This is a genomic window from Paenibacillus hebaui (genome assembly GCF_051934385.1).
Taxonomy (GTDB): domain Bacteria; phylum Bacillota; class Bacilli; order Paenibacillales; family Paenibacillaceae; genus Paenibacillus.
Window position 1 is genome coordinate 5,815,821 of the sequence record NZ_CP196836.1, and the last position, 22,403, is coordinate 5,838,223.

Genomic DNA, 22,403 nt, shown 5'->3' on the forward strand with positions numbered 1-22,403 from the left:
TTATTCTATGTATTCGTGGAGCAGTGGAAACGGCGTATGTCCTTGAACCAAGCAGGTTCTGTCTGCAATCGGAGTCCTATATCCCATCCCTTCGGACAAAATACGTCAAAATTTTCGTAAAACGCTATAGATCCCCTACTTCAGACACAATTTCGAGAGAAATTTAAAATTGCATCTTTTCCAACCTTTTACAATGTGATACTATACGTTGCAAGCAGTTATTTACAAAAAAATCCTTAATAGGAACATTAGTTCCTTCCCAGCCTTTTCGCGCCTTTTAATTAACCTTAGGTTAATTATAGAGTGCAGGGTGATCATGGAAAACTGCTTTTGGTTCGTAACATGTGACTTGAAAGGAGTGATGCCGTTCGATACGTGATCCTTTTATTATGATGTGAACCTGGTACGTACACCCCTGCTTCATAACATCATTTTCTGCTTCGCAATTGGACAAGACCCCGGCTTCTGGAAGAGGAACCACAATGGACGATTAAGCCTCGTGGCTGAACCGAATAAACGAGCGGTATTCCTTTTCTATTCTGGACACAGGCTCTGCCGAGTTTGTTCTTATCGTTTTTTGTCACATTCCACGCTTCAGGTTCAGCCCCACGCTCCGCGCTGCCCAAGTTGCAGACGGAACTCCAACCAAGATTGGCATGATTATCTATTTTCCAAAAAAATTATATCTAGAATGGGAGAGTTTACTATGAAATTTGCCAAAGTTATGCCAACAATTCTTGGAGGAGCACTTTTGCTCGCTTCCGTATCTTCTGCTGCAGCTCCATTGTCTGATCAGTCCATTCCATTGCAGGCCCCTTATGCCTCTGAGGAAGGAATCGAATTGAACAGCGGCTCCGACGAAACAATCTTTAATTTCCTTGGACAACAGGAACAATTCCTGGATTCCGATGTGAAGTCCCAACTCAAAATTATCAAAAGAACCACAGACACATCTGGCGTAAGACACTTCCGCTTGAAGCAGTATATTAAGGGAATCCCGGTCTACGGTGCTGAGCAGACGATCCATCTGGACAAGACAGGTCAAGTCTCATCCGCACTTGGAGATCTCCCACCGGTTGAAGAACAGGCGATCCCCAATGACGGCGTAGCTGAAATCAGCGCAGAAGATGCGATCAAAATTGCATCAGTGGAAGCAACTTCCCGTATTGGAGAGCTTGGTGAACCCCAAAAAGCCTCTGAAGCCGAATTGAACATTTACCACAATGAGGAAGACAACCAAACGTACCTCGTGTACATTACCGAAGTCAATGTGCTTGAACCAGCCCCTTTGCGGACGAAATATTTCGTGAATGCCGTTGATGGCAGTATCGTTTCCCAATATGACCTCATCAACTTCGCGACAGGAACGGGTACGGGTGTAACTGGTGATACCAAAACCCTTACCACAACTCAATCCGGCAATACATTCCAGCTGAAAGATACCACTCGCGGCAATGGGATTCAGACCTTCACCGCAAACAATGGCTCCTCCATTCCAGGCACGCTCCTGACCGATTCCGATAACGTATGGACGGATCGTGCAGGCGTAGATGCTCACGCCCATGCTGCTGCCACGTATGATTTCTACAAAAGCAAATTCAACCGCAACGGTATTAATGGCAACGGTTTGTTAATCAAATCCACTGTACATTACGGCTCCAACTATAATAATGCCTTCTGGAACGGAGTACAGATTGTTTTTGGTGACGGTGATGGTACGACTTTCCGCTCCCTGTCTGGTGATCTGGATGTGGTGGGTCACGAATTGACTCATGGTGTCATTGAGTACACAGCCAATCTGGAATATCGCAATGAGCCGGGCGCATTAAATGAAGCCTTCGCGGATATTTTCGGAAATACCGTCCAAAGCAAAAACTGGCTGCTTGGTGACGATATCTATACCCCTAACATTGCAGGTGATGCACTGCGCTCCCTGTCCAATCCTACACTCTATGGACAGCCTGACAAATACAGTGACCGCTATACCGGATCATCCGACAACGGCGGTGTTCATATCAACAGCGGTATCATCAACAAAGCATATTATCTTGCAGCTCAAGGCGGCACACATAATGGTGTGACTGTAACTGGAATCGGACGTGATAAAGCCATTCAGATTTTCTACAGCACACTTGTGAACTACCTGACGCCTACATCCAAATTTGCCGCTGCCAAAACAGCGACCATCCAAGCAGCTAAAGATTTATATGGTGCGAATTCCGCTGAAGCTACTACCATTACTAAAGCTTATCAAGCTGTCGGCTTGTAAGTTTCATTCCAGCATTTTGCACTCATAGTAAATCGTTCAGACACACCCTCACTGTCCGAACGGATTAAGCTTATATATATGAACAAAAGCGGTGTCCCGGACAAATCTGGGAACCGCTTTTGCTTATTCAGAATGAAAATCACTTGTTTTCTAAATGGAAGGCCCAGCGGCAATCCATGACAATAATCCATACGTGTGACTGCATCCCGCACAGCGCGAAACTTCCAATACCGCCTCATCCTCACTCTGGGTGAGGAGTGACACCTGAAATCCCCGATCATTACACATGGCAACAATCACATAATGTTCTGATGCAAAGGATTCCTCAAATCCGACGGTCACTTCCACACAGGCTTCATGCTCTGGCAGTACAAATGCCTCCATGCCGAACTGCTGCGCAACAGGCTGACGGCTCACACTGCGCACAGGCTGGAATGCCAGATGTTTGACCTGAACCGAACCAGCTTGCAGCTGACTGCTGCCCACCGAATCATCACACAGATGTTCCTGCGTAACCGATTGTTCCTTCAATATAAACTCCGTAGTTCCAACGTTCTCCTGTAACCGTTCAGACTGTCGCTGCTGAGCCTGAATTGTCTCCTCTGTCGTCAATGAAGCTGCCACTGGTTCTCCAAGCTGGTGCGTTTGGGATACCTGCTCTTGTTGTTCCCCCAACTCCTGATTCAATGCCTGGTGAATTTGTGTTTCCTCTAGACCGGCACCCGGCAGTGCCTCGACAATTGCCTGCTGTGATGGCTGTACAGCTTCGCTCTCTGTCTGAAGAAATGCCTCTTGTCTTTTGATCGCTGCCAGCTGCTCCAGCGTTTCTCCACTGAACTGGCGAATCGCGTTCCATATCTCTTCGCTCAAATGCGCCGGACCGACAATTCCCGCATTCAAGTGATTGGATGTAATGCTTTGTTCACTTAGTTTGCTGCCGTTTACGCTGCCGTCGGCCAATTTAGCACTCGTCACGGACCCATTTTGCAGATGGACCCCGCTTACTACTTCCTCTTCCAGATGGGTTGTGCGAATACTGCGTTCTTGAATATGATCAGCAAGGATCGTTCCATCCTGAATATGCCGAGATTGCACACTTTTGTCTGCCATGTGGACAGCCGTTACCGCTCCTTCAATCAACTTGCTGCCGTTTACACTGCCGTCGGCCAGTTTGGCACTTGTTATGGAACCATTGTGTAGGTGAATCGCACTTACCGATTCCGCTTTCAGGTGGGAGATCCCAATGCTGCGCTCTTGAATATGGTCAGCATGAATCGCTCTCTCTTGGATATGTCGGGATTGCACACTTCCATTTGCAATATGGACATCCGACACCGCTTCTTCAAGCAATTTGCTGCCGCTCACACTGCCATCGGCCAGTTTGGCACTCGTTACAGACCCATTTTGCAGATGAACCGCACTTATTGCTTCCTCTTCCAGATGGGACGTGCCTATGCTGTGCTCCTGAATATGGTCAGCAAGGATCACTCCTTCCTGGATATGGCGAGACTCCACACTTTCGGAAGCGATATGAATCCCCGATACCGCATCTTCGAGCAATTTGCTGCCGTTTATGCTGCCGTCGGCCAGTTTAGCACTTGTTACGGACCCATTTTGCAAATGAACCGCACTTACTGCTTCCTCTTCCAGATGGGATGTGCCTATGCTCCGCTCCTGAATAAGACCAGAATGAATGGCACCTGCCTGAATATGCCCGGATTGCACACTTTCCGATGCGATATGAATCCCGGATACCGTATCTTCGAGTAACTTGCTGCCGTTTATACTGCCGTCCGCCAGTTTAGCACTCGTAACAGATCCATTTTGCAAATGGACTGCACTTACCGACTCCTCTTCCAAATGGACTGTGCCTATGCTGCGCTCTTGAATATGATCAGCAAGGATTGCTCCCTCCTGAATATGACGGGATTGCACACTATCGTCTGCAATGTGGATATCCAATACCGCTCCTTCAATCAACTTGCTGCCGTTTATACTGTCGTCGGCCAACTTGGCAGTTGTTACAGATCCATTTTGCAGATGAATCGCACTTACTGCTTCCTCTTCCAAGTGAAATGTGCCTATGCTCCGCTCCTGAATATGGTCAGCAAGGATCGCTCCTTCCTGGATATGCCGGGACTGTACGCTTTCGGACGCGATATGGATCCCCGACACCGTATCTTCGAGCAACTTGCTGCCGTTTACACTGCCGTCGGCTAATTTCCCACTCGTGACGGACCCATTCTGCAAATGAATTGCACTTACTGCTTCCTCTTCCAGATGAAATGTGCCTATGCTCCGCTCCTGAATGTGATTCGCAAGGATCGATCCTTCTCGGATGTGGCGGGATTCAACACTTCCGTCGGCGATATGATAACCCGATACCGTACCTTCGAGCAATTTGCTGCTGTTTATACTGCCATCCGCCAGTTTGTCACTCGTTACAGATCCATTTTGCAAATGAACCGCACTTACTGACTCCTCATCCAGATGAGTTGAACCAATGCTGCGCTCTTGAATATGATCAGCAAGGATTGCTCCTTCTTGGATATGGCGGGTTTGCACACTTTCGTCTGCAATGTGGGTAGCCGATACTGCCCCTGCTGTTAATTTGCTGCCATCAACACTACCTCTCGCCAGTTTGGAGCATGTTACAGATTCATCCTGTAATATAATCGTACTTACCGCTTCTTCTTCCAGATGAGACGTTCCGATGCTGCGTTCATGGATATGATGAGGAAAAATCTCACCATCTTGAATATGACGGGAATGAACAGATCCTTGTTGCAAGTGAACGGCACTTGTCGACTCTGCCTGAAGATGCAAACCACTGATCAAACCTGGCTGAAGATGAGCCGCTGTAATGGATAAAGGTGCCAGATGGTCTGTTTCGACAGATCCAGGTGCCAAGTGATGGGATGTGACCACATGTTCAGCAATATGCTCCTCATGAATGATGTCTGCCTTCAGATGCTCTGAGTTTACTACATGAGTTCCCAAATGGTCAGACTTCACGCTTCCTTCAGCCAGATGGACGGATTGTACAACGGATGGCTTTAAGTGCTCGCTACCTACAGCCTCCTGTTGTAATTCTGTCCCGGATACTGAGTCTGCTATCAAATGGTCCACAGTTACGGACCCATGCCGCAGTTTGTTGCCAGTAATACTCCCATCAGCGAATAATTCCGGTGAACGTACTTCCTCCGACAAATGTTCCAGTGAAACGGCATGCTGCTTCAGGTGATAACCGCGAATAGTTCCTGCTGGAATATGTTTGGCGTTAATGCTTTCTGCCATAATCTTGGAAGAAGTCACGCTGCCGTCTGCCAGTTTAGCTGACGTGACAGCAAAATCCGCCAGTTTATCCGTGGCAACACTCTCTGGTGAGAGCTTGGGGGAGGTAATCGCATGATCCGTCAGATGAGGCGGAAAAATGGAACCGCCAGCCAACTGGGCTGAAGTTACACTACCAGGAGCCAATTTGTCTGTTGTGACCGCCGCCCGTGCAATAGCATCCGTTTCAACACTGCCCGGCTGAAGATGAGGTACACCTACGGCATGTTCTGTCAAGTGCTCCGATTTCACTGCATAAGGTCTTAGGGCCTCGGAACCCACACTGCCTGGAGCCAGATGTGTACCTGTGACACAACCGCTCGCAAGATGCGAGGATACGACACTCCCCGGGGCAAGCGCTCTGCTGCTAACCGAAGCCGTTCCAAGTTTTTCTGTTGTCACACTTCCATCCGCGAGCTTGACGTCTGTTACTGCGGCATCCTGCAATTCATACGTACCTACAGCTGACTCTGCCAGGTGCCGCTCAGACACCACGCCATCTGCGAGAGCATCTCCGGACACACTTCCGGCAGACAGATGAGTTGCCTCGATGCTTCCACTTGCAATGTGAATGGAGTGAATTGCAGAATTGTCCACATGTACCGGTGTTATTCCTCGATTCGCAATATGTTCTGCATGAATGGCTCCTTTAGCCAGATGTTTGCCCTGGACAGCTTCATCCGCAATTTTGGAAGAAAGGACACTCTGATCAGAAATCTTGGAGGCCGTAATCGACTGTTCCAGCAATTTTGCTGTTCCAACAGACTGGTCTGCCAGTTTGCTGCTGGTTACGGCACCATCCGTCAAATGCTCACTGCCCACTTCTCCATTGCCAATCTGCTCCTTGCCAACTGCATAAGCGCGAATCTGCCTTGAACCGATTGAACCGTCCAGCAGATGTCTTCCGCTTAGCGAAGCCTCAGCTAAATGTCTTGTTTGTATGGAACCATCTTCAATCTGGTCACTTCCAATACTGCCAATAGATAGTTGTGAACGACCAACAGCCCCTTCTGCCAGATGTGCCTGTTTAACAGCACCTGCCTGAATATGGTGAGACTCAATGGATTGTTCTTCGATTTTGCTGCCTGTGACAGCACCTTCACGAATTTTGGATGTAGTCACCGCATCGTCAGCCAGTTTGGAGGTATGCACAGCTCCTCCCGTGAGATGCCTTGTATCCACGCCGCTAATCGCGATCTTGTCTCCAGTTACAGCATGATTCTTGATTAATTCTTCCGTAACCAGCATGCGGCTAAGATGTCTTGTGCTGATGGAACCGTCAGCAATTTTGGCTGAATCGATTACCTGGTTGCCAAGCTTCTGGGAAGTAATGCTGCCATCTCTGATTTTCTCACCAGCAATAGAAGCATTGCGTATTTTGTGACCGGACACGGAGCCGTCAATCAGGTGCTCCTCGGATACAGACGCTTCCGCAAGTTTCGCGGAAACAATTGCCCCGTCTGCAATGTGAATGCTGGTCACCGCATAATCCTGCAATGCTTCACTGCCGACCGCATCCGGTTTCAGCTTGGAGGCATCCACAGAGAAAGGAGCCAGTTTGCTCTCCGTAACAGCAAATTCACTCAAGTCATCCGTGTAGATATAGTGTCCGGTATGACCCGGCATCTGGTTCTGGTTCAGAATCTGCAGCCGATCCCTGCTTGCTGTTTCCTGCTTGTTGATGCCTTGCTCTTCATCCAGAACAAGAGGAGCCACGCTGCTGACCTGAATCTGCTTTTCCGGGTTATCTTGCGTCTCGACTTCCTGGCTATCAGACTCTCCGGGTTCCGACATGGTGGTTTTTTCTACGATCTCTACGATCTCCAGGTCTTCCAGCTCGTTCGTTGTAGCAGGTAGCTCCGTTGATTCGGATAGGAATTCTTCCGATGCCTGAATGGCTCTCGAATCCCGTTTATTTGTATTCAAGCGTTCTCCCTTATTCGAAGTGAAACCTGAGTTCATTGTGTCTGACCGTCGATTGGTCAGATCCAGCTCCTTAAATTTGGGACTCACATGCCGCAGTTTCGGCGTAGGAACCTTCTTATTGCCTTTTTTACTCATGCAGCTAGCTCCTTCCTCTAACGTTCGTCTCCGGCATCATATGCTTCCATATAGGCATCTGCCACTTCAAATCACGACTTTTGCCGATAACATTGGATGAATGTAGGAGTCACATACGAGTGATGTACCTGTCCATGGCGAAATAGGCTGTGTCCTGCTATAGATGAAAGGCGGCTGTCCACGCCTCTGATCCAGCAATGTCATACGATACTCCATACGCATTTTGTATAAATACGCACTGCAACCCACCTCTACCTGGATTGAATGGAAGCGGAAGGCTTATAAGTACACGGTGGTGCATATCGATGCATCATGATTCCGGTCTGCGTTATCGTGATGTCCAACCATGCGGTGACAAGCTGGCTTTTCATGAATGGATGATCCATGGTCACGATAACATTGAAGGAGGAACGGTCATGCTACAAGAAACGATCGGTATTTTGTTCGATTCACGCATGTACCGGGGGATACCGGCCGGAAGGACCGGTCAGGAATCACTCGCGAATTATGAACAGGCGGCAACCAGTTATGGATTAACCCCTTGTTTTTTGCGGCTGGAAGATATAGATTCAGACACGAAAACCTGTCTTGCTTATGTGAAAAAAGAGGGCGTATACGTGCGCCAAAGGATACCATTGCCTTCCGTCATTCATAACCGGGCTCTCCAGCTTCGTCGGACAGAGCAGCATCAGGTGACCAAACTGCTGTTGCAGGGCATACAGGTCTACAACGTACGTAATCGATACCGCAAGGACCATATTCATGAGATGCTGCATCAGCAGCCCAGTCTCTGGGAACATCTCCCCCATGCCGTTAAGGCCACGCCTGAGTCTTTGGCATACATGATGGAACGTTATGATGATCTGATTATCAAACCATGCAGCGGAAGTATTGGACACGGCATCATGCGGATTGTCCAAAGAGAGGGTCAGTGGAAATTGACATGTGAGACCAGGGCTTCACGCAAAGGATGGGCTACCTTTCGACTAAGTAAGGGACAACTGCCATCCTCCACCCTGCGTCGCATTTTCCGTCATGCCTATCTCATTGAAGAGCGTATTCCACTCGTACGTTATGAAGGAAGACCCGTAGATCTACGGGTGTCTGTGCAACGTGGAAGCGACGGCCTATGGGGCATCACTGGCATATTCGCCAAGGCGGCACCGGCTCATACGTTTGTCACGAATATCGCCCAAGGTGGTAAAGTCATGACACTGGCTGAAGCGCTGGGTACGGTGGAAGCCAAATTTCATTTACGCGAACTGGAAACCAGAATCCGGTCTGTCGTGCTCCAAATCGCACGGACATTGGCTTCGAGCCTGCCACATCTCGCGGATCTGGGACTTGACTTAGGGATAACCGGGAAGGGGCAGATATATTTTATCGAATGCAACGGAAGGGATCAGCGCTACGGTTTCCGCAAAGCCGGAATGAGCGAACATTGGAAAGCAAGCTACCAGCAACCGATGGCCTACGGCCGGCTTCTGCTGGAGCAGAATTCGCGAATACCACGTCAACCGCAGACTTACCATAGGGCTCCGTATTGATTTCGTGGGCATTCTGTGTCAATATTATGCAGAACGGTCGGTCCTGCCGGCCTTGAAGTTCGCACTAACCCTAAGGGGGATATTCATGGCAAAAACGCTGTTGCGGTTAATGACCGAGCTTTCTTCTCGCAAATGGATCTCCCGGACTGTGGGAGCCTTCTCCAAGAGCCGGGGAAGCAAGGCATTTATCCCTTATTTTGTCCGGACCTACGACATCCCTGTTCAGGAAGCTGAGAAGGACTGGAAGGAATATCGTTCATTGAATGATTTCTTTACCCGTAAATTGAAACCGGGCATGCGCCCGCTTGAACTTTCAGAACATGCACTGATCAGTCCGGTAGATGCCAAAATTACGGCAGCCGGTCCAGTATCTGCTGGAACGCTCCTGAATGTTAAGGGACAAAATTATACACTTGCTGAATTATTAAACCATTCACCGCATCTGGAGAAGTACAAGCACGGCTATGCATTTGTCCTCTATCTCAGTCCTCGCGACTATCACCGCATTCATGCACCTGTTAGTGGTCGCAGAATTGAGAGTGAACATATCAAGGGCAAGGTTTATCCCGTGAATGATTTTGGTCTGACCCATATGAGATCGGTGCTTAGTCGGAACGAACGGCTCATTACGTATATTGCTCATGATTTTGGTGAAGTTGCTGTCGTGAAGGTAGGCGCAATGAATGTGAGCAGCATACAGTACGCCGATACCGATGTGAGTACCTGGGCACAAGGCGATGATCTGGCCTATTTTGAATTCGGTTCCACTGTAGTTCTGCTGACGCAGAGTGGCACATTCGAACCAAACCCTGGTTTGCAGCCAGGTGATTCCGTCAAAATGGGAGAATTACTTGGGCGGTTGAAGCCGATTCACTAATCAGTCCCTACGTAGGTGAAATTCTCATACGTAGATTTTCTACGGGCTAGGACCGTGTCCGATGGAATAAGAAAAGAAAAAAGCGTGAGTTAGAGAGGTATTTCTCCTCTTTCACTCGCGCTTTTTTTCGTACATGCTCGCTAATGGGGTTGTCCCATAAGTCATGAGGCTGACAGGGAACACCCCTTATTAGCGTTCATTTGTTCTACCGAATCGAGCACATGCTACTCGCTTCCATTTGCACAGGTCTGGATTTTAACGAATCACAGAGACGTTATTTCGTCCATTGGGCGATTCTCAGGTTCAGAAGCCTTTTTTTAATGGAATAACGTTACTGGGATCCGTTAAAATTAGTATTCTTGATTATCGCCTTAATAGGATGCGGTAGATTCGTTAACGCTTGGAGTGAAAGGACATTCCCTTTCGAGAAAACCCTGTGGCTCGTCCGACTTGTCCACGCCTCAAACGATCAAAAGAGGTGTCCCACCATGTTTCTGGTTTGGGGACACCTCTTCTAAACTCCATATATGCATGCAATACGAAGCTGCGCTTCGTCAAATTGATTGTATGACCATTCCTCAAAACCATACGTGCTGCAATTCCTCCACCGGTTTGAAGCGGCGCAGGCGGTTCCGGAAAATATTACATCCCTTCATAGAACATCCCCGGTTGCGGACCCGCCGTTTTCCGTTCATGACAAGTTCCCCCTTTCGATCATCTGGAATTCTACATACTTACCCCCGCATCCCAGACTTGAAACGTTTCCATTTTCTTAACGGCGGTAGACATGCTATCGAATTTCGGACGGACTTTTGCCAGTGTACTGCTTGAACTGACGACTGAAGAAAAAGATATCCCGGTATCCGAGAGCATCCGCCACTTCGGTCACATTCATGCCGGTGTGCACCAGCAGATGCTCGGCCCGCTCAATACGCATACGAATAATATAGGATTGAACAGACGAACCAATCAATTCCTTGAACTTGATCGAGAAGTATCGGGGCGACAATCCTGCCCGTGCAGCCAGGTCTTCTACCCGATGCGTGATCCCCGGATGCTGGCGCACATAATTGGCAACCTCCTGAATGACATCGGACAACTGGTTGCTTACCTTTTTCTCCACAGGGGCTTCCGTATCCGCACGCAGCAAATGAATCATCAGCTGTTTCAGAATCATCAGACTCTCCTCATCCCGTCCATATACATCGGATAAAAACAGTCTTACATACCTTGCCAGCAAATGTTCAAATTCCACTGTTTCCTGTACCTCACGATACGATTGAGGCACATCAATAACGGGCACATCCACATCGAAATGGATATACGTCAGCACCAGCGGCTTCTGCCTGTTATGGGTTGCACTTGTATGGTCTCCTGGCCGGAACAGGAAACAGCTGCCTTTACCAACTTCATACGGCTCGTCATTCAGCACAACGGTTCCCTCACCGCTCCATACATAAAATAAGTCATAGTTTTGCATCGGTTTTTCCCGCTTCTGCCACTTCCATCCCGGTTCGCAGACAATTTTGGCGACAGCGGGCAAGATAACAAAAGATGACGGCGATGCCTGCAGCATGTCGCCACTCCCCCTTGATAGTTAATCTCTCCACATTTTGCATCCTTCAATCTAAACTTCACTTCTGGAATGGATGCAATCTGTACTTTTATATGATTCCTGCTCCTGCTAGAGCGAAATGCCTTTTCCTATTATACAGCGGAATTCACCGAAACGAAAATGTGCACTTCTCCCAAGCTAACCGCATTCGTCGGATTCCCTCTGTAATCTCCTCTTTCTCCAGATGTGCAAAGCCAAAACAGACAGCGGGGTCTCCTGGAGTCAGTCGATATCGCACCGCATCACGGAACAATATGCCGTCCTCCTGAGCCATCATTTTGAATCGTTGATAACTATCCGTGTCCCCCTTCCAAGTGGCATAGATATGTAGTCCAGCATCTCCAGGCTGCATGGTGAACGCTTCCGGTAATTCCCGTTCCATCTCGCTCACAAAAAAAGCATGTCGTTCCCCGTACAGCCGGGTTAATCGTCTTAGATGGCGCAGATACCCTCCCCTGGCCATAAACTTCGCGAGTGCGCGCTGTTCCATAAGTGCAGGTGGCACCGGTTCATACAGCGCTTTTGCAGCGAGCAGCGGCTCTACCAGACTTGGTGGAAGCACCGCATAGCCAAGCCGGAAGGAGGCAATCATCGTCTGTGAGAATGAACCAACATAGATTACCCGTTGTTCACGATCAAGCACTTTGAGGGGTTCAATCGGTCTGCCACCCCACCGAAACTCACTGTCATAATCATCTTCTATAATGACAGCATTACGCTTCGAAGCCCAGGCAAGTATAGCCCGGCGTCTGTCCAGCCCAAGCACTGCTCCTGTTGGAAACTGGCGGGTTGGTGTGACAAATAGCGTCTGTGATTCCCAGGATTGCGGAATGATTCCCTGGGCATCCACATCCGCTGGAATAATCTGTCCACCACAGGCATTCACAGCATGGGCAATGCCTGGATAGCCCGGATTTTCCAATACGACTGATGCTCCTTCTGGAATAAGCAACTGGGATAGTAAGGTGATGCCCTGCATGGAACCACTAAACAATACAATCTGAGATGCATCCGCCTGAATGCCACGTGTCCATCTCAGATGTGACGCGATCGCCTCACGAAGTTCGGGGTCTCCTGCTGTGCCGCATTGTTCACGCCAACCGCTGCGATGAACAGCAGCCAGTGCGCTTTTCCACTCCGTTTGCGGGAAATGTTCGGCAGGCATGCGCTGTACTTGAAAATTAATCTTTGTCGGTTCTTGTTTCTGTCTCTGTTGATGTTCCTGTTGATGTTCCTGAGCAAGCGGGGCTTCCTTTTGGGTATTCAGTACCTTCACCCGCTCCCCCCATGGAGAGAGTGGCAGGATCGCTTCGTGTTCTTTATGTTCCTTTGCAGTTAAGGTGTCCGTAACAAAGGTCCCTCTTCCTCGATGTGCCCATACGTATCCATCGGCGAGCAGCATGTCATATACCTGTGCCACGGAGCCACGTGACATATGATATTGTTTCGCCAGCTCTCGGGTGGAGGGCAGTCTTGTTCCTCCGACCAGCGTCCCGGCATGAATCGCATCACGCAGGGCATGGTATAGTGCCTCGTATTTGTAGCGGTGCTGAAGCTCATATGAATCCATATGCAGCCAAAATTCCATCTTGCAACTCCTTCCATTTGTCATCATTCACACATCTAGCTTTACAACGTTCATGCATTTAGCTTCGTAACTCATTTCCCAAATTGGTCTATTAAAGTGAATGTAAATTGGATCTTTTTATATGTCAATATAGGTTCTAATGTTATGGCTAAGGTACAACGATTTCATTCTTATATCATTTAAGGGGGAGCATCAATGAGAAGAAAAGAATTTACAGTAGAGGAAGAGCAGGAAATCACAGCATTTCTGGACCAATGCTCCTTTGGTTTTCTGGGGACAGTTAGCCCGGAGGGTCAACCGCGGGTTACGCCGCTCAATTTCGTATATATGGATGGTTTCTTTTATTTTCATGGCAGTTTAGCCGGAGAGAAAATGAAACAGATCAAACAGGATTCGTCGGTCAGCTTCACCGTGGCTGAAGAGTTCTCCCTGATTCCCTCCTATTTCAGCGATCCTGAGCTGGCATGTCCAGCCACTTCTTTCTTCAAGAGTGTGATGGCATTCGGTCAGGCAGAACGGGTTCAGGATCTGGATACCAAGGGCAAAGTGCTGCAACGGTTTATGGAGAAACTTCAGCCGCAAGGCGGATATGTTCCCATTGACGCTGCCGACTCGCGTTACACAGGAAACCTCAAGGCTGTAGCCGTCATTCGAATTGTCCCGGAACGGATCAGCGCCAAGTTTAAATTTGGACAAAACCTGTCTACCGAGCACTTTGATCACATCAGCGGTGAACTGCAACAGCGCAATGAGGGAAGAGATGCGGAAACGGCTGAAATGATGCGAAAATACTGTCCTTTTCATCAGAAATAACAATCATTTTCCATGTTAAATCAAGCGGGAAAAGTGATATCATCCTAACTTAAAACACCTTGCAACAACGCGGTAAAGTGTTATAACTGTCATTATACGCAATTTCCGTGACGGGGGGATGGCAAGGTGATATAATGTTAGGCAGTTGAATCCCAAAGACTTGGAAGGATGAAAAGAATGAATCCACTGGCTGAACAGTTGAACGAAAGTATTCAGGCAGGCAGCAGTCACGTCTACTCCATGCTGTCGCAGCTCGGCAAAGAAATCTATTTTCCAAAAGAAGGTATCTTGAGTCAGTCTGCTGAAGCAGCAAGTCTGGCCAAAACCTATAATGCTACGATCGGTATCGCTCTGGAGGGCGGTGTGCCGATGCACCTTTCTGTTATTCAGGAGAAGCTGTCTGCATTCCAACCGAAGGATCTCTACCCTTACGCTCCGCCTGCAGGCAAGCCTGAACTGCGGACTGTCTGGAGAGATAAGATGCTGAAGGAAACCCCTTCACTTGCAGGAAAAACGTTCGGTAACCCGATTGTGACCAATGCATTAACCCATGGACTCAGTATTGTAGCTGACCTGTTCGCCGATGAAGGGGACGCTGTTATATATCCGGATAAAAACTGGGAAAATTACGAGCTGACCTTCGGAATTCGTCGTCACGGCCAGTTGGTTCATTATCCCCTGTTCGATGATCAATTGAACTTCAACAGTGCCGGCCTGCTCGAAGCACTGCTTGCACAGAAGAACAAAGGCAAAGCCATCGTGCTGCTCAACTTCCCGAATAACCCGACAGGCTATACGCCTGGAGCCAAAGAAGCAGACGCCATCGTAGACACGATTCGTCAAGCAGCAGAAGCCGGCGTAAACGTAGTTGCTGTGACAGATGATGCCTACTTCGGTCTCTTCTTCGAAGATTCGATTCATGAGTCTCTGTTTGGCAAACTTGCCAACATTCATCCACGTGTGCTGACGGTTAAAATAGACGGTGCGACTAAGGAAGAATTCGTATGGGGATTCCGCGTTGGGTTCATCACGTATGCTCATGAAGATGCTGCGGTTCTGCATGCACTGGAGCAGAAAACACTTGGGATTATCCGGGCGACCATCTCCAGCGGCCCGCATCCTTCCCAAACGTTTGTACTGGATGCGCTAAAAGCACCTGAGTTTGAAGCACAGAAACAGGAGAAGTTTGAAATTATGAAAGGCCGTGCCAACAAGGTGAAGGCTCTTCTCGATAGCGGTAAGTATGGAGATGTGTGGGATTATTATCCGTTCAACTCCGGTTACTTCATGTGCCTGAAGCTGAAAGAAGTGGGCGCCGAGGCACTGCGCACCCATTTGTTGCACCATTACGGCGTTGGTACCATCGCGCTGGGTGAGTCCGATCTACGAATCGCCTTCTCCTGTATTGAAGAATCCGGACTGGAAGATTTGTTTGATACCATCTACCGTGGGGTTTTAGATCTACAGACAACCTAGATATTCACAGCACTATGCTCAACAAATGCACAAACCAATAAATAAGTCAGAGGATCAAGCTCGTGCTTGGGCCCTGCATGATATGAGCAACCCTTTGTATAACGGCGAAAGTGTCCGCCATACAGAGGGTTGTTTGGTGTTTTTAACGATCCCCTTCAGTTACCGGGCTTTCGCCCAAAACCATCATTTCCGTACTGTACCGGGCATCGGCCCAATCAGCCTCCCCTCATGGCACATAATATACGATGTACGCAAGGGCGTGCCAAACAACCACTTGAAAGGGGAATGACCATGTCTGGAGTTGTTGAAGATACTAGAAGCGGTTATGGATGCGGCGGTTACGGAGGATTTACAAATACAGGTGCCATTCTCGTTCTGTTCATTTTGCTGGTAATTATCACTAAATCGTTCCTCTGTTAGTCCATCCTTCCTCACCATGAGTCGGAGCAACACGATCTGACTACAGTACAAAAAAGGGTGATCCGGGATACAGCCCGGATTACCCTTTTTGTGTTGTCTTGCATATAAGTCATAGTCATCGACTCTGTCCGTCCATGCTAAATGTTCAAACGCTTGATCGTTTACTCGTCTTCTTCTTCCTTTAACCATTTATTGCCCTGTGAACGTCGCATGATGACAATAACGAGCACGCCCAGAATTAGTGCCACTCCAGTCATGCTCAAACCATTCACGCCGGCAACGAGCATGGGCAACCACATCAGCAATGCAGCTAGCGCATGCAGATTGGAGATAAATCCCAACACTTGGGAACGACGACTCTCTCCCGAGATGGGATAGATCATGATCCAGAACGATTCACTATGACTGCGGCGCAGCGCACCCAACTGTACACCAGTAAGCAGCAGGAAGAATAGATATACGCCAATACCGAAATAACTGCCTGCCGTCCACCAGGACAACAGCATGCCAAGTACAATTAAGCGTACAACTATAGAGAACACTTCGGTTCGAATAAACGTTTTGGTGATGAGATAACGGTAGGCTTTCCCTGCATTCCACGGGAGCTTGCTACCCCACTTGCTCAGCCAACGTCGTGAACTTACCTTCTGCCCCGATGACGGCACATCCACAAACCATCCCAGTGTTCTCATCACCCGTCCAGCCTGCCCCTGTTCTACCTGAATGAGACGTTCCCATGCAACCCGGTGCTTCAGTGGTATACGTAGGGCAACGATATACACGACAGCCAACAGCAGCAGGAACCAAACACTGCGTTGCGGAGGCTGCCATAACCAGGCGGCAACGGCCAGCACGGCCAGTGCCCAACGCAGCAAACGATATCCTCTTGTGGCTCCGATCTGCACCATGCGCAGTTCTTGCCAGGCTCCATAGCTGGACAACCCTTTCCACAAGAGCAGAAGCAGGATAAACCAGCCAAACGGCCTTGCATCCTGATCAGCGCGCACATAGAGCGGCCACAGCGTAACAAATACGAGCAGCATGCCCAGCGTTTTATAGATGATCCCACGAGCGAAGCTATTTTTGAGATATTCCTGCATTCTATATTCCTGCGGCCTCAAAAATACGATGTCTGCTGAGTGCAGATATGTACGATAACTGCTAAACAGCACCAGCGGAGCCAGTAGCAGCAAAGTGATCCAGCGAATCGGGAATCCTGCCGGAATATTCTGCACAAACGACGTGTACCAGGCTGAGAACGCTATGACAAGAAATAAGAAGACCATGGCTACACCGCTCTGAATGACATAACCCAGATAAGGAAGAATTCCATTCCAGAATCCTGTGCGTCTTTGCTTCCACAGCTGCTTGAGATCCATGCTCAGTCCCTGCCTTGTACAAGGGAATAGAACATATGCTCCAGCGTGGCATTCGATTCCCCGAATTGAAGACGCAACTCATTCAGTGTCCCTTGAGCGATGACCTGTCCACGGTGCAGAACGATAAAACGGTCACAGTAATTCTCAATGGTCGACAGAATGTGTGAACTCAGCAGGATGGAAGATCCAGAAGCTTTCATCTCAAGCATAAAATCAAGTAAGGAGCGGATTCCCAGCGGGTCCAGCCCCAGGAAAGGCTCATCAATGATGTAAAGTGGCGGTCCTGCCACAAAAGCACACATGATCATGACCTTCTGTCGCATGCCTTTGGACAGGTGAGTCGACAGACTTGTACTTTTCTCATTCATACGGAACAGGTCCAGCAATTTCTCCGTACGCTGTTTGAAATCGGCCTCCGACACATTATACGCCCTTGCCGTAAACTCGAGGTGTTCCATAACCGTCATCTCATCATACAGTTCGGGAGATTCCGGCACGAATGCCATGGCAGATTGGTAGACCTGCGCATCCTCGTCCCGTTTCTTGCCCATCACTCGCACTTCGCCCTGCTGAGGGGTCATCAAGCCGAGGATATGTTTCATGGTTGTACTTTTTCCAGCACCGTTTAAACCGATCAGTCCGACCATCTCTCCACGTCCAACTTCCAGATCGATGCCGTGGAGGACCGGCCGCTTGGCACTATATCCTCCGCTTAGCCCGCTGATTTGCAATACGGGCGGTTGAACGTTATCCATCAATCCCTGCACCTCTTTCGTCAGGTTTTATTCTTCAGAGCGCGGCTCTTTGCCTTTGCTCCATTTAGGAGCGCCCTTGTTCTTACGGTCTTGGTCCCGTTCTGTTCTGCCTCCGTTGCTGGCTGGCTTTCCACCCGCTGGACGCTGATTCGAAACCGTAGCTTTGGCACCACCATTGCGGCTGGCCTGACCTGGTTTACGATCTCTGGATTGACCTGGTTTTCTGAAGAAAGAATGTCCTTCCGGACGTGTATCTGGACGTGGATCAGCCTCCAACACTTTACCACCGAACAACACACGTTCCGGCAGCTCAATTCCAAGTTCACGCGCAAACTTGCGCATGATGAAAATTTGCGTTTCATCCACGATGGACAGCACGATACCACTGCGCCCCATACGACCTGTTCTGCCTGCGCGGTGAACATAGTGTTCCGAGTCAAATGCAGGGTCATAGTTAATAACCATCGGCAAACCTTCAATATCCAGTCCTCTGGCAGCAACTTCGCTGGCGATCAGCAATTGAATTTTGCCATTACGGAAGGCAGACAATACATTGCTGCGAGTTACCTTATCCGCATCTCCATACAACGCCGCTGCGGACAAGCCCAGATGGTTCATTTTCGCTTCAACCTCGCCGATATCTTCAGTAGCATTCACAAAGACAAGGGCGCGATCCGGCTTATACTGTCGAACCAGACGACGCAGCATATCAATTTTGTTCCGGTTTTCTTCTACAAAATAAAAATGTTCCAGTCCTGCAGCCGTAGCCCGATCCGGCTCAATACCGATCTGTACCGGCTCTTTCATCTCCCGCTTCGCGAGTCCAGCCGTATGCTCATCAATGGTTGCTGACAGGAAAATCAATTGACGGTCACGCATTGCACTACGCAATACAAAGTCCACGTCGCTCACTCCGCCGAGCTGGAATACCTGGTCTGCCTCGTCAATAACGATCGTGGAGACGTTGTGCATTTTCAACTTTTTCAGCGTAATCAATTCCTTAAGTCGTCCCGGCGTTCCCACAACCAGTTCCGGGTGCTCACGCAGCTTCTCGATCTGACGTTTTACCGCTGCGCCTCCAATTAGACCCAGTACACCAATCTTGCGTTCTTCCGCATACCGCTGTGCTTCGCGTACAATCTGCATCGCCAACTCTTGAGTTGGTGCCAGAATGAGCTTCTGTGTACCCTTTACATCACTTTTGATGGATTGTATAAGGGGTAGTAAATAAGCAAGCGTTTTGCCTGTTCCCGTCTGGGATTTCGAGACCACATCGCGACCTTCCAAAATAACCGGTATCGTCTGTGCCTGCACAGGTGAAGGCTCGTTGATGCCATGTTTCGCCAAGACCGCCTCCAGATCCTGTTCCACGCCAATTGAAGCAAATGTTTGATTCGTCATGTATGTCCATCCTTTAAATTTATTCATTTCGATGTTAGCCCTGCTTGTACTGATAAAACCGAAGCCTGTCATCACATTACCTTTCATTATATGCGAAAAAAGCCTGTGAACCAAATCTTATTCAGGAATTGTTTATTTGCACACAAAAAAAAGAAAAGCCCCTCGGCGGAGCCTTTCTTTCATCCGGTATTGATGCCCTAGTTGCATATTACTTCTGATTCATTACACCGTGCGACAATCGATCGGCAAGACGTGGAAACAGCTGATACAGCCACATTCCAGCCGAAGCCAGCCTCGGCAGGTTCACTTCTTCCTTACGCTTCTTCATCGCCCGGATCATATGCCCTGCTACCTTTTCCGGCTTCAACATCATCCAGCGTACATTATTCACATAATTACCGGAAGGATCTGCCCGATGGAAGAACGGCGTATCGATGGGTCCCGGATTGATGGTCGTAACCATTACTCCAGTCTTGCGCAGCTCCTGGCGCAGGGCATTGCTGAATCCAAGTACGGCATGTTTGGTGGCCGTGTATGATGCAGATTTGGCAGTTCCGATTTTGCCAGCCATGGAAGCCACGTTCACGATCTGTCCCCTGCCACGTTCAAGCATTTGCGGCAACACCGCCTTCGTGCAGCGAACAATTCCCATGTAGTTAACGTCCATCATGTCATCGAATTCCTGCACAGACATATCCGTTATCGCCGCAAATGTGCCATACCCCGCGTTATTCAGCAGAATATCAATTCGTCCGTACTTATGCAATATCGCATCCACGGCTGCCTGAACTTGATCGTCATTCGTAACATCCAATGTGAGCAGTTCATGTTGCCCTTTCAGCGAAGCACCAATCTCTTCCAGCTTGTCCCGTGAACGGGCAGCCAGAATCGGGATGGCTCCTTCTTCAATCAGCATCTGCGCACAGAGTGCACCGATTCCGCTCGATGCACCTGTGATAAAAACAACCTGATCTTTCAACATTCCCGATGTCCTCCCGTATTTGAACACATATTGCCTCTTGAGGCGTATGGTCCTATTCTACGAGATCATGACCTGAATATCCATCTCACCAATACCGTCCATCAGCAATGGGATGCTCAGTGCTTTCGTTGCAGTAAATGTAGTCAAATGTTCAGACTTCATCACTTGTGGAGGTGTAATATCGACTACAACACCCTGGTTCGACAGAATTGTGCTGGCATTGCCACTGATCATATTACCAAGTTCCGAAATAGCACTTTTGCTCATTTCATCCATTTCTGTAATGACAAAACCGCCCATCATCGCAGATACAATTTTCAGTGCAACTTTTTCGTTTATTCCAAACACAATGTTTCCGCTAAGTTGGCCGGTCATCCCGATCACGATCCAGACATGGTCTGCAATGTACTCTACATTTTTCACGCCAAGACTCCCGGTGGAAGGCGAAACCTGGATGAGCTGTTCGAATACGTTCCGTGCCGATTCCAGGAAAGGATTAATCACTTCCGCTTTCACTGTCTATGTCCCCCTCACACTGGGTTATTGGTCACACACCAAAAGTCCCATATTCAATAAATTTATTATACTTTATCACGTACAAGAATTCATTAAGAATTCGATAAACCTTGTGTACTTTAATTTATCGTCATCTACGGGGCAAATGTTTATAGCTGATTCTAGCGAAAAAACAGGGCTTTTCGCTTCTCGTGCAGGAAGATTTTCAATAGAGATGCATTATAAAAGGGGTTTAGGACTTTTTTACTGTTTTTGTACAAATACAAAAAAATAAAATTCTTTATTTAAAGTTAATTTTCGTTCTATTGCACCTTCCAAAGATCTTAATCTCCCCTTCATTGCCCTGTTGTCCTGAATCACCTATAATTTAAAATAACGGAACAATGACCAGTTACGGATTTCATACATATTGAATGACACAAGATATTTTGCCTGCAAGGAGGCCATCTATGAATATAAGCCAACTGGAGACACTGATTACCATCTCCAAAACAATGAGTTTTCGCAAAGCAGGAGAACTTCTGAATCTGACCCAGCCTGCTGTCTCAGCTCAGATCAAAAGTCTGGAGGATGAATTCAGCACCGTACTTGTCGATCGTAATCAGCCTGTAACGCTTACAGATCGCGGCCAGGTATTTCTGGAACATGCTGAGCGCATGCTAGACATCGTGGATGAACTCAAACAGAAGCTGTCTGATCTGGACGAAACACCTCAGGGGCATATCGTGCTGGGTACAACCACCTCCATCGCCATTCAGATTTTGCCACGGGTTTTATCCTATTTCCAGGATCAATTCCCTCTTATTAAAACCAGTATTCAGTCCCTGCCCTCGTCCCAGATCTATAATCGGGTGGAGAACGGTCTAGTTGATATCGGAATCGGGTATCTTACGGAACGTAATCCCAACCTGAATACGTCCGTGTTGTACTATGATACGTTCGAACTTGTGGTGTCTCCTGCCCACCCCCTGGCGAAGAAAAAACATGCTGCGGTGGACGTATTGCGGAGTACACCCTTGATTCTGCTATCCCCGGATACGGTGGGGCGGCGTTTTACGGAAGCCATTTTCAAAAAACATAGTATTGAGCCCAATATCGTGATGGAGTTGTCAAGCAGTGAGGAAGTCAAACGAATGGTCGAGATCAATCTCGGAGCGGCTGTCATATCGAAACAATCCGTTGCACACGAGTTACGGCAAGGCACACTGCGGATGATTCCGCTAAGTGAACTTGAAGTGAGCCATCCTGTAGGAGTCATCTACAAATCCAGCAGGTATCTCAATTCGGCGATGCAGCAATTCATAAGTGATCTCAAAGGCATGCCGGAGACCCAGTTCATCAGTTCAGAATGAATGACAACATTCAATTAGA

General features: G+C 48.4%; 15 protein-coding genes. 7 read left to right on the forward strand and 8 right to left on the reverse strand.

Annotation, left to right across the window (positions count from 1 at the left end):
- The first annotated feature begins 706 nt into the window (after window positions 1–706).
- Window positions 707–2,269 carry a M4 family metallopeptidase gene (locus ACR32F_RS26440; protein ID WP_440112362.1) on the forward strand — a complete coding sequence of 521 codons (1,563 nt, stop codon included), beginning with the start codon at window positions 707–709 and terminating at the stop codon, window positions 2,267–2,269.
- A 150-nt stretch (window positions 2,270–2,419) separates the two neighbouring features.
- Here ACR32F_RS26440 and ACR32F_RS26445 read toward each other — a convergent pair whose 3' ends face one another.
- Window positions 2,420–7,663: a WIAG-tail domain gene (locus tag ACR32F_RS26445; RefSeq protein WP_440112364.1), complete on the reverse strand. Its 5,244-nt coding sequence runs from the start codon at window positions 7,661–7,663 to the stop codon at window positions 2,420–2,422.
- 305 nt (window positions 7,664–7,968) lie between these two features.
- Between ACR32F_RS26445 and ACR32F_RS26450 the strand changes: the two genes are divergently transcribed.
- Both ACR32F_RS26450 and asd read left to right on the forward strand, forming a co-directional pair.
- Window positions 7,969–9,210 carry a YheC/YheD family endospore coat-associated protein gene (locus ACR32F_RS26450; RefSeq protein ID WP_440112366.1) on the forward strand — a complete coding sequence of 414 codons (1,242 nt, stop codon included), beginning with the start codon at window positions 7,969–7,971 and terminating at the stop codon, window positions 9,208–9,210.
- An 85-nt stretch (window positions 9,211–9,295) separates the two neighbouring features.
- Window positions 9,296–10,087, forward strand: a complete 792-nt coding sequence (asd, locus tag ACR32F_RS26455) for an archaetidylserine decarboxylase (RefSeq protein ID WP_440112368.1) — start codon at window positions 9,296–9,298, stop codon at window positions 10,085–10,087.
- 790 nt (window positions 10,088–10,877) lie between these two features.
- Here asd and ACR32F_RS26460 read toward each other — a convergent pair.
- On the reverse strand, window positions 10,878–11,663 hold the full coding sequence (locus ACR32F_RS26460; protein ID WP_440112370.1) for a helix-turn-helix domain-containing protein: 786 nt from the start codon (window positions 11,661–11,663) through the stop codon (window positions 10,878–10,880).
- Window positions 11,664–11,808: 145 nt separating this feature from the next.
- Window positions 11,809–13,290 carry a MocR-like pyridoxine biosynthesis transcription factor PdxR gene (pdxR, locus tag ACR32F_RS26465; protein WP_440112372.1) on the reverse strand — a complete coding sequence of 494 codons (1,482 nt, stop codon included), beginning with the start codon at window positions 13,288–13,290 and terminating at the stop codon, window positions 11,809–11,811.
- A gap of 195 nt (window positions 13,291–13,485) precedes the next feature.
- On the opposite strand from pdxR, the gene ACR32F_RS26470 reads away from it, so the two are divergent.
- The 3 genes from ACR32F_RS26470 (at window position 13,486) to ACR32F_RS26480 (ending at window position 15,999) form a co-directional block, all read left to right on the forward strand.
- On the forward strand, window positions 13,486–14,103 hold the full coding sequence (locus ACR32F_RS26470) for a pyridoxamine 5'-phosphate oxidase family protein (protein WP_440112374.1): 618 nt from the start codon (window positions 13,486–13,488) through the stop codon (window positions 14,101–14,103).
- A 177-nt stretch (window positions 14,104–14,280) separates the two neighbouring features.
- The gene (locus ACR32F_RS26475; RefSeq protein WP_440112376.1) at window positions 14,281–15,579 is read left to right on the forward strand and encodes an aminotransferase class I/II-fold pyridoxal phosphate-dependent enzyme; all 1,299 of its coding nucleotides are present in this window, start codon (window positions 14,281–14,283) and stop codon (window positions 15,577–15,579) included.
- Window positions 15,580–15,870: 291 nt separating this feature from the next.
- The gene (locus tag ACR32F_RS26480; protein ID WP_440112378.1) at window positions 15,871–15,999 is read left to right on the forward strand and encodes a YjcZ family sporulation protein; all 129 of its coding nucleotides are present in this window, start codon (window positions 15,871–15,873) and stop codon (window positions 15,997–15,999) included.
- Window positions 16,000–16,160: 161 nt separating this feature from the next.
- Here ACR32F_RS26480 and ACR32F_RS26485 read toward each other — a convergent pair whose 3' ends face one another.
- The 5 genes from ACR32F_RS26485 to ACR32F_RS26505 form a co-directional block, all read right to left on the reverse strand.
- Window positions 16,161–17,378: an ABC transporter permease gene (locus tag ACR32F_RS26485; RefSeq protein ID WP_440112380.1), complete on the reverse strand. Its 1,218-nt coding sequence runs from the start codon at window positions 17,376–17,378 to the stop codon at window positions 16,161–16,163.
- Between the two features lie 2 nt (window positions 17,379–17,380).
- Window positions 17,381–18,133 (reverse strand): ABC transporter ATP-binding protein, encoded by a 753-nt coding sequence (locus ACR32F_RS26490; RefSeq protein ID WP_440112382.1) that lies wholly within the window; start codon window positions 18,131–18,133, stop codon window positions 17,381–17,383.
- Between the two features lie 27 nt (window positions 18,134–18,160).
- Window positions 18,161–19,534, reverse strand: a complete 1,374-nt coding sequence (locus ACR32F_RS26495) for a DEAD/DEAH box helicase (protein ID WP_440112384.1) — start codon at window positions 19,532–19,534, stop codon at window positions 18,161–18,163.
- 208 nt (window positions 19,535–19,742) lie between these two features.
- A complete protein-coding gene (locus tag ACR32F_RS26500) occupies window positions 19,743–20,516 on the reverse strand; it encodes an SDR family NAD(P)-dependent oxidoreductase (protein ID WP_440112386.1) in 774 nt (257 codons plus the stop codon).
- Between the two features lie 57 nt (window positions 20,517–20,573).
- Complete coding sequence (locus tag ACR32F_RS26505) at window positions 20,574–21,032, reverse strand: chemotaxis protein CheX (protein ID WP_440112388.1); 459 nt, start codon at window positions 21,030–21,032, stop codon at window positions 20,574–20,576.
- Window positions 21,033–21,481: 449 nt separating this feature from the next.
- On the opposite strand from ACR32F_RS26505, the gene ACR32F_RS26510 reads away from it, so the two are divergent.
- Window positions 21,482–22,384: a LysR family transcriptional regulator gene (locus tag ACR32F_RS26510; protein ID WP_440112390.1), complete on the forward strand. Its 903-nt coding sequence runs from the start codon at window positions 21,482–21,484 to the stop codon at window positions 22,382–22,384.
- Window positions 22,385–22,403: the final 19 nt, after the last annotated feature.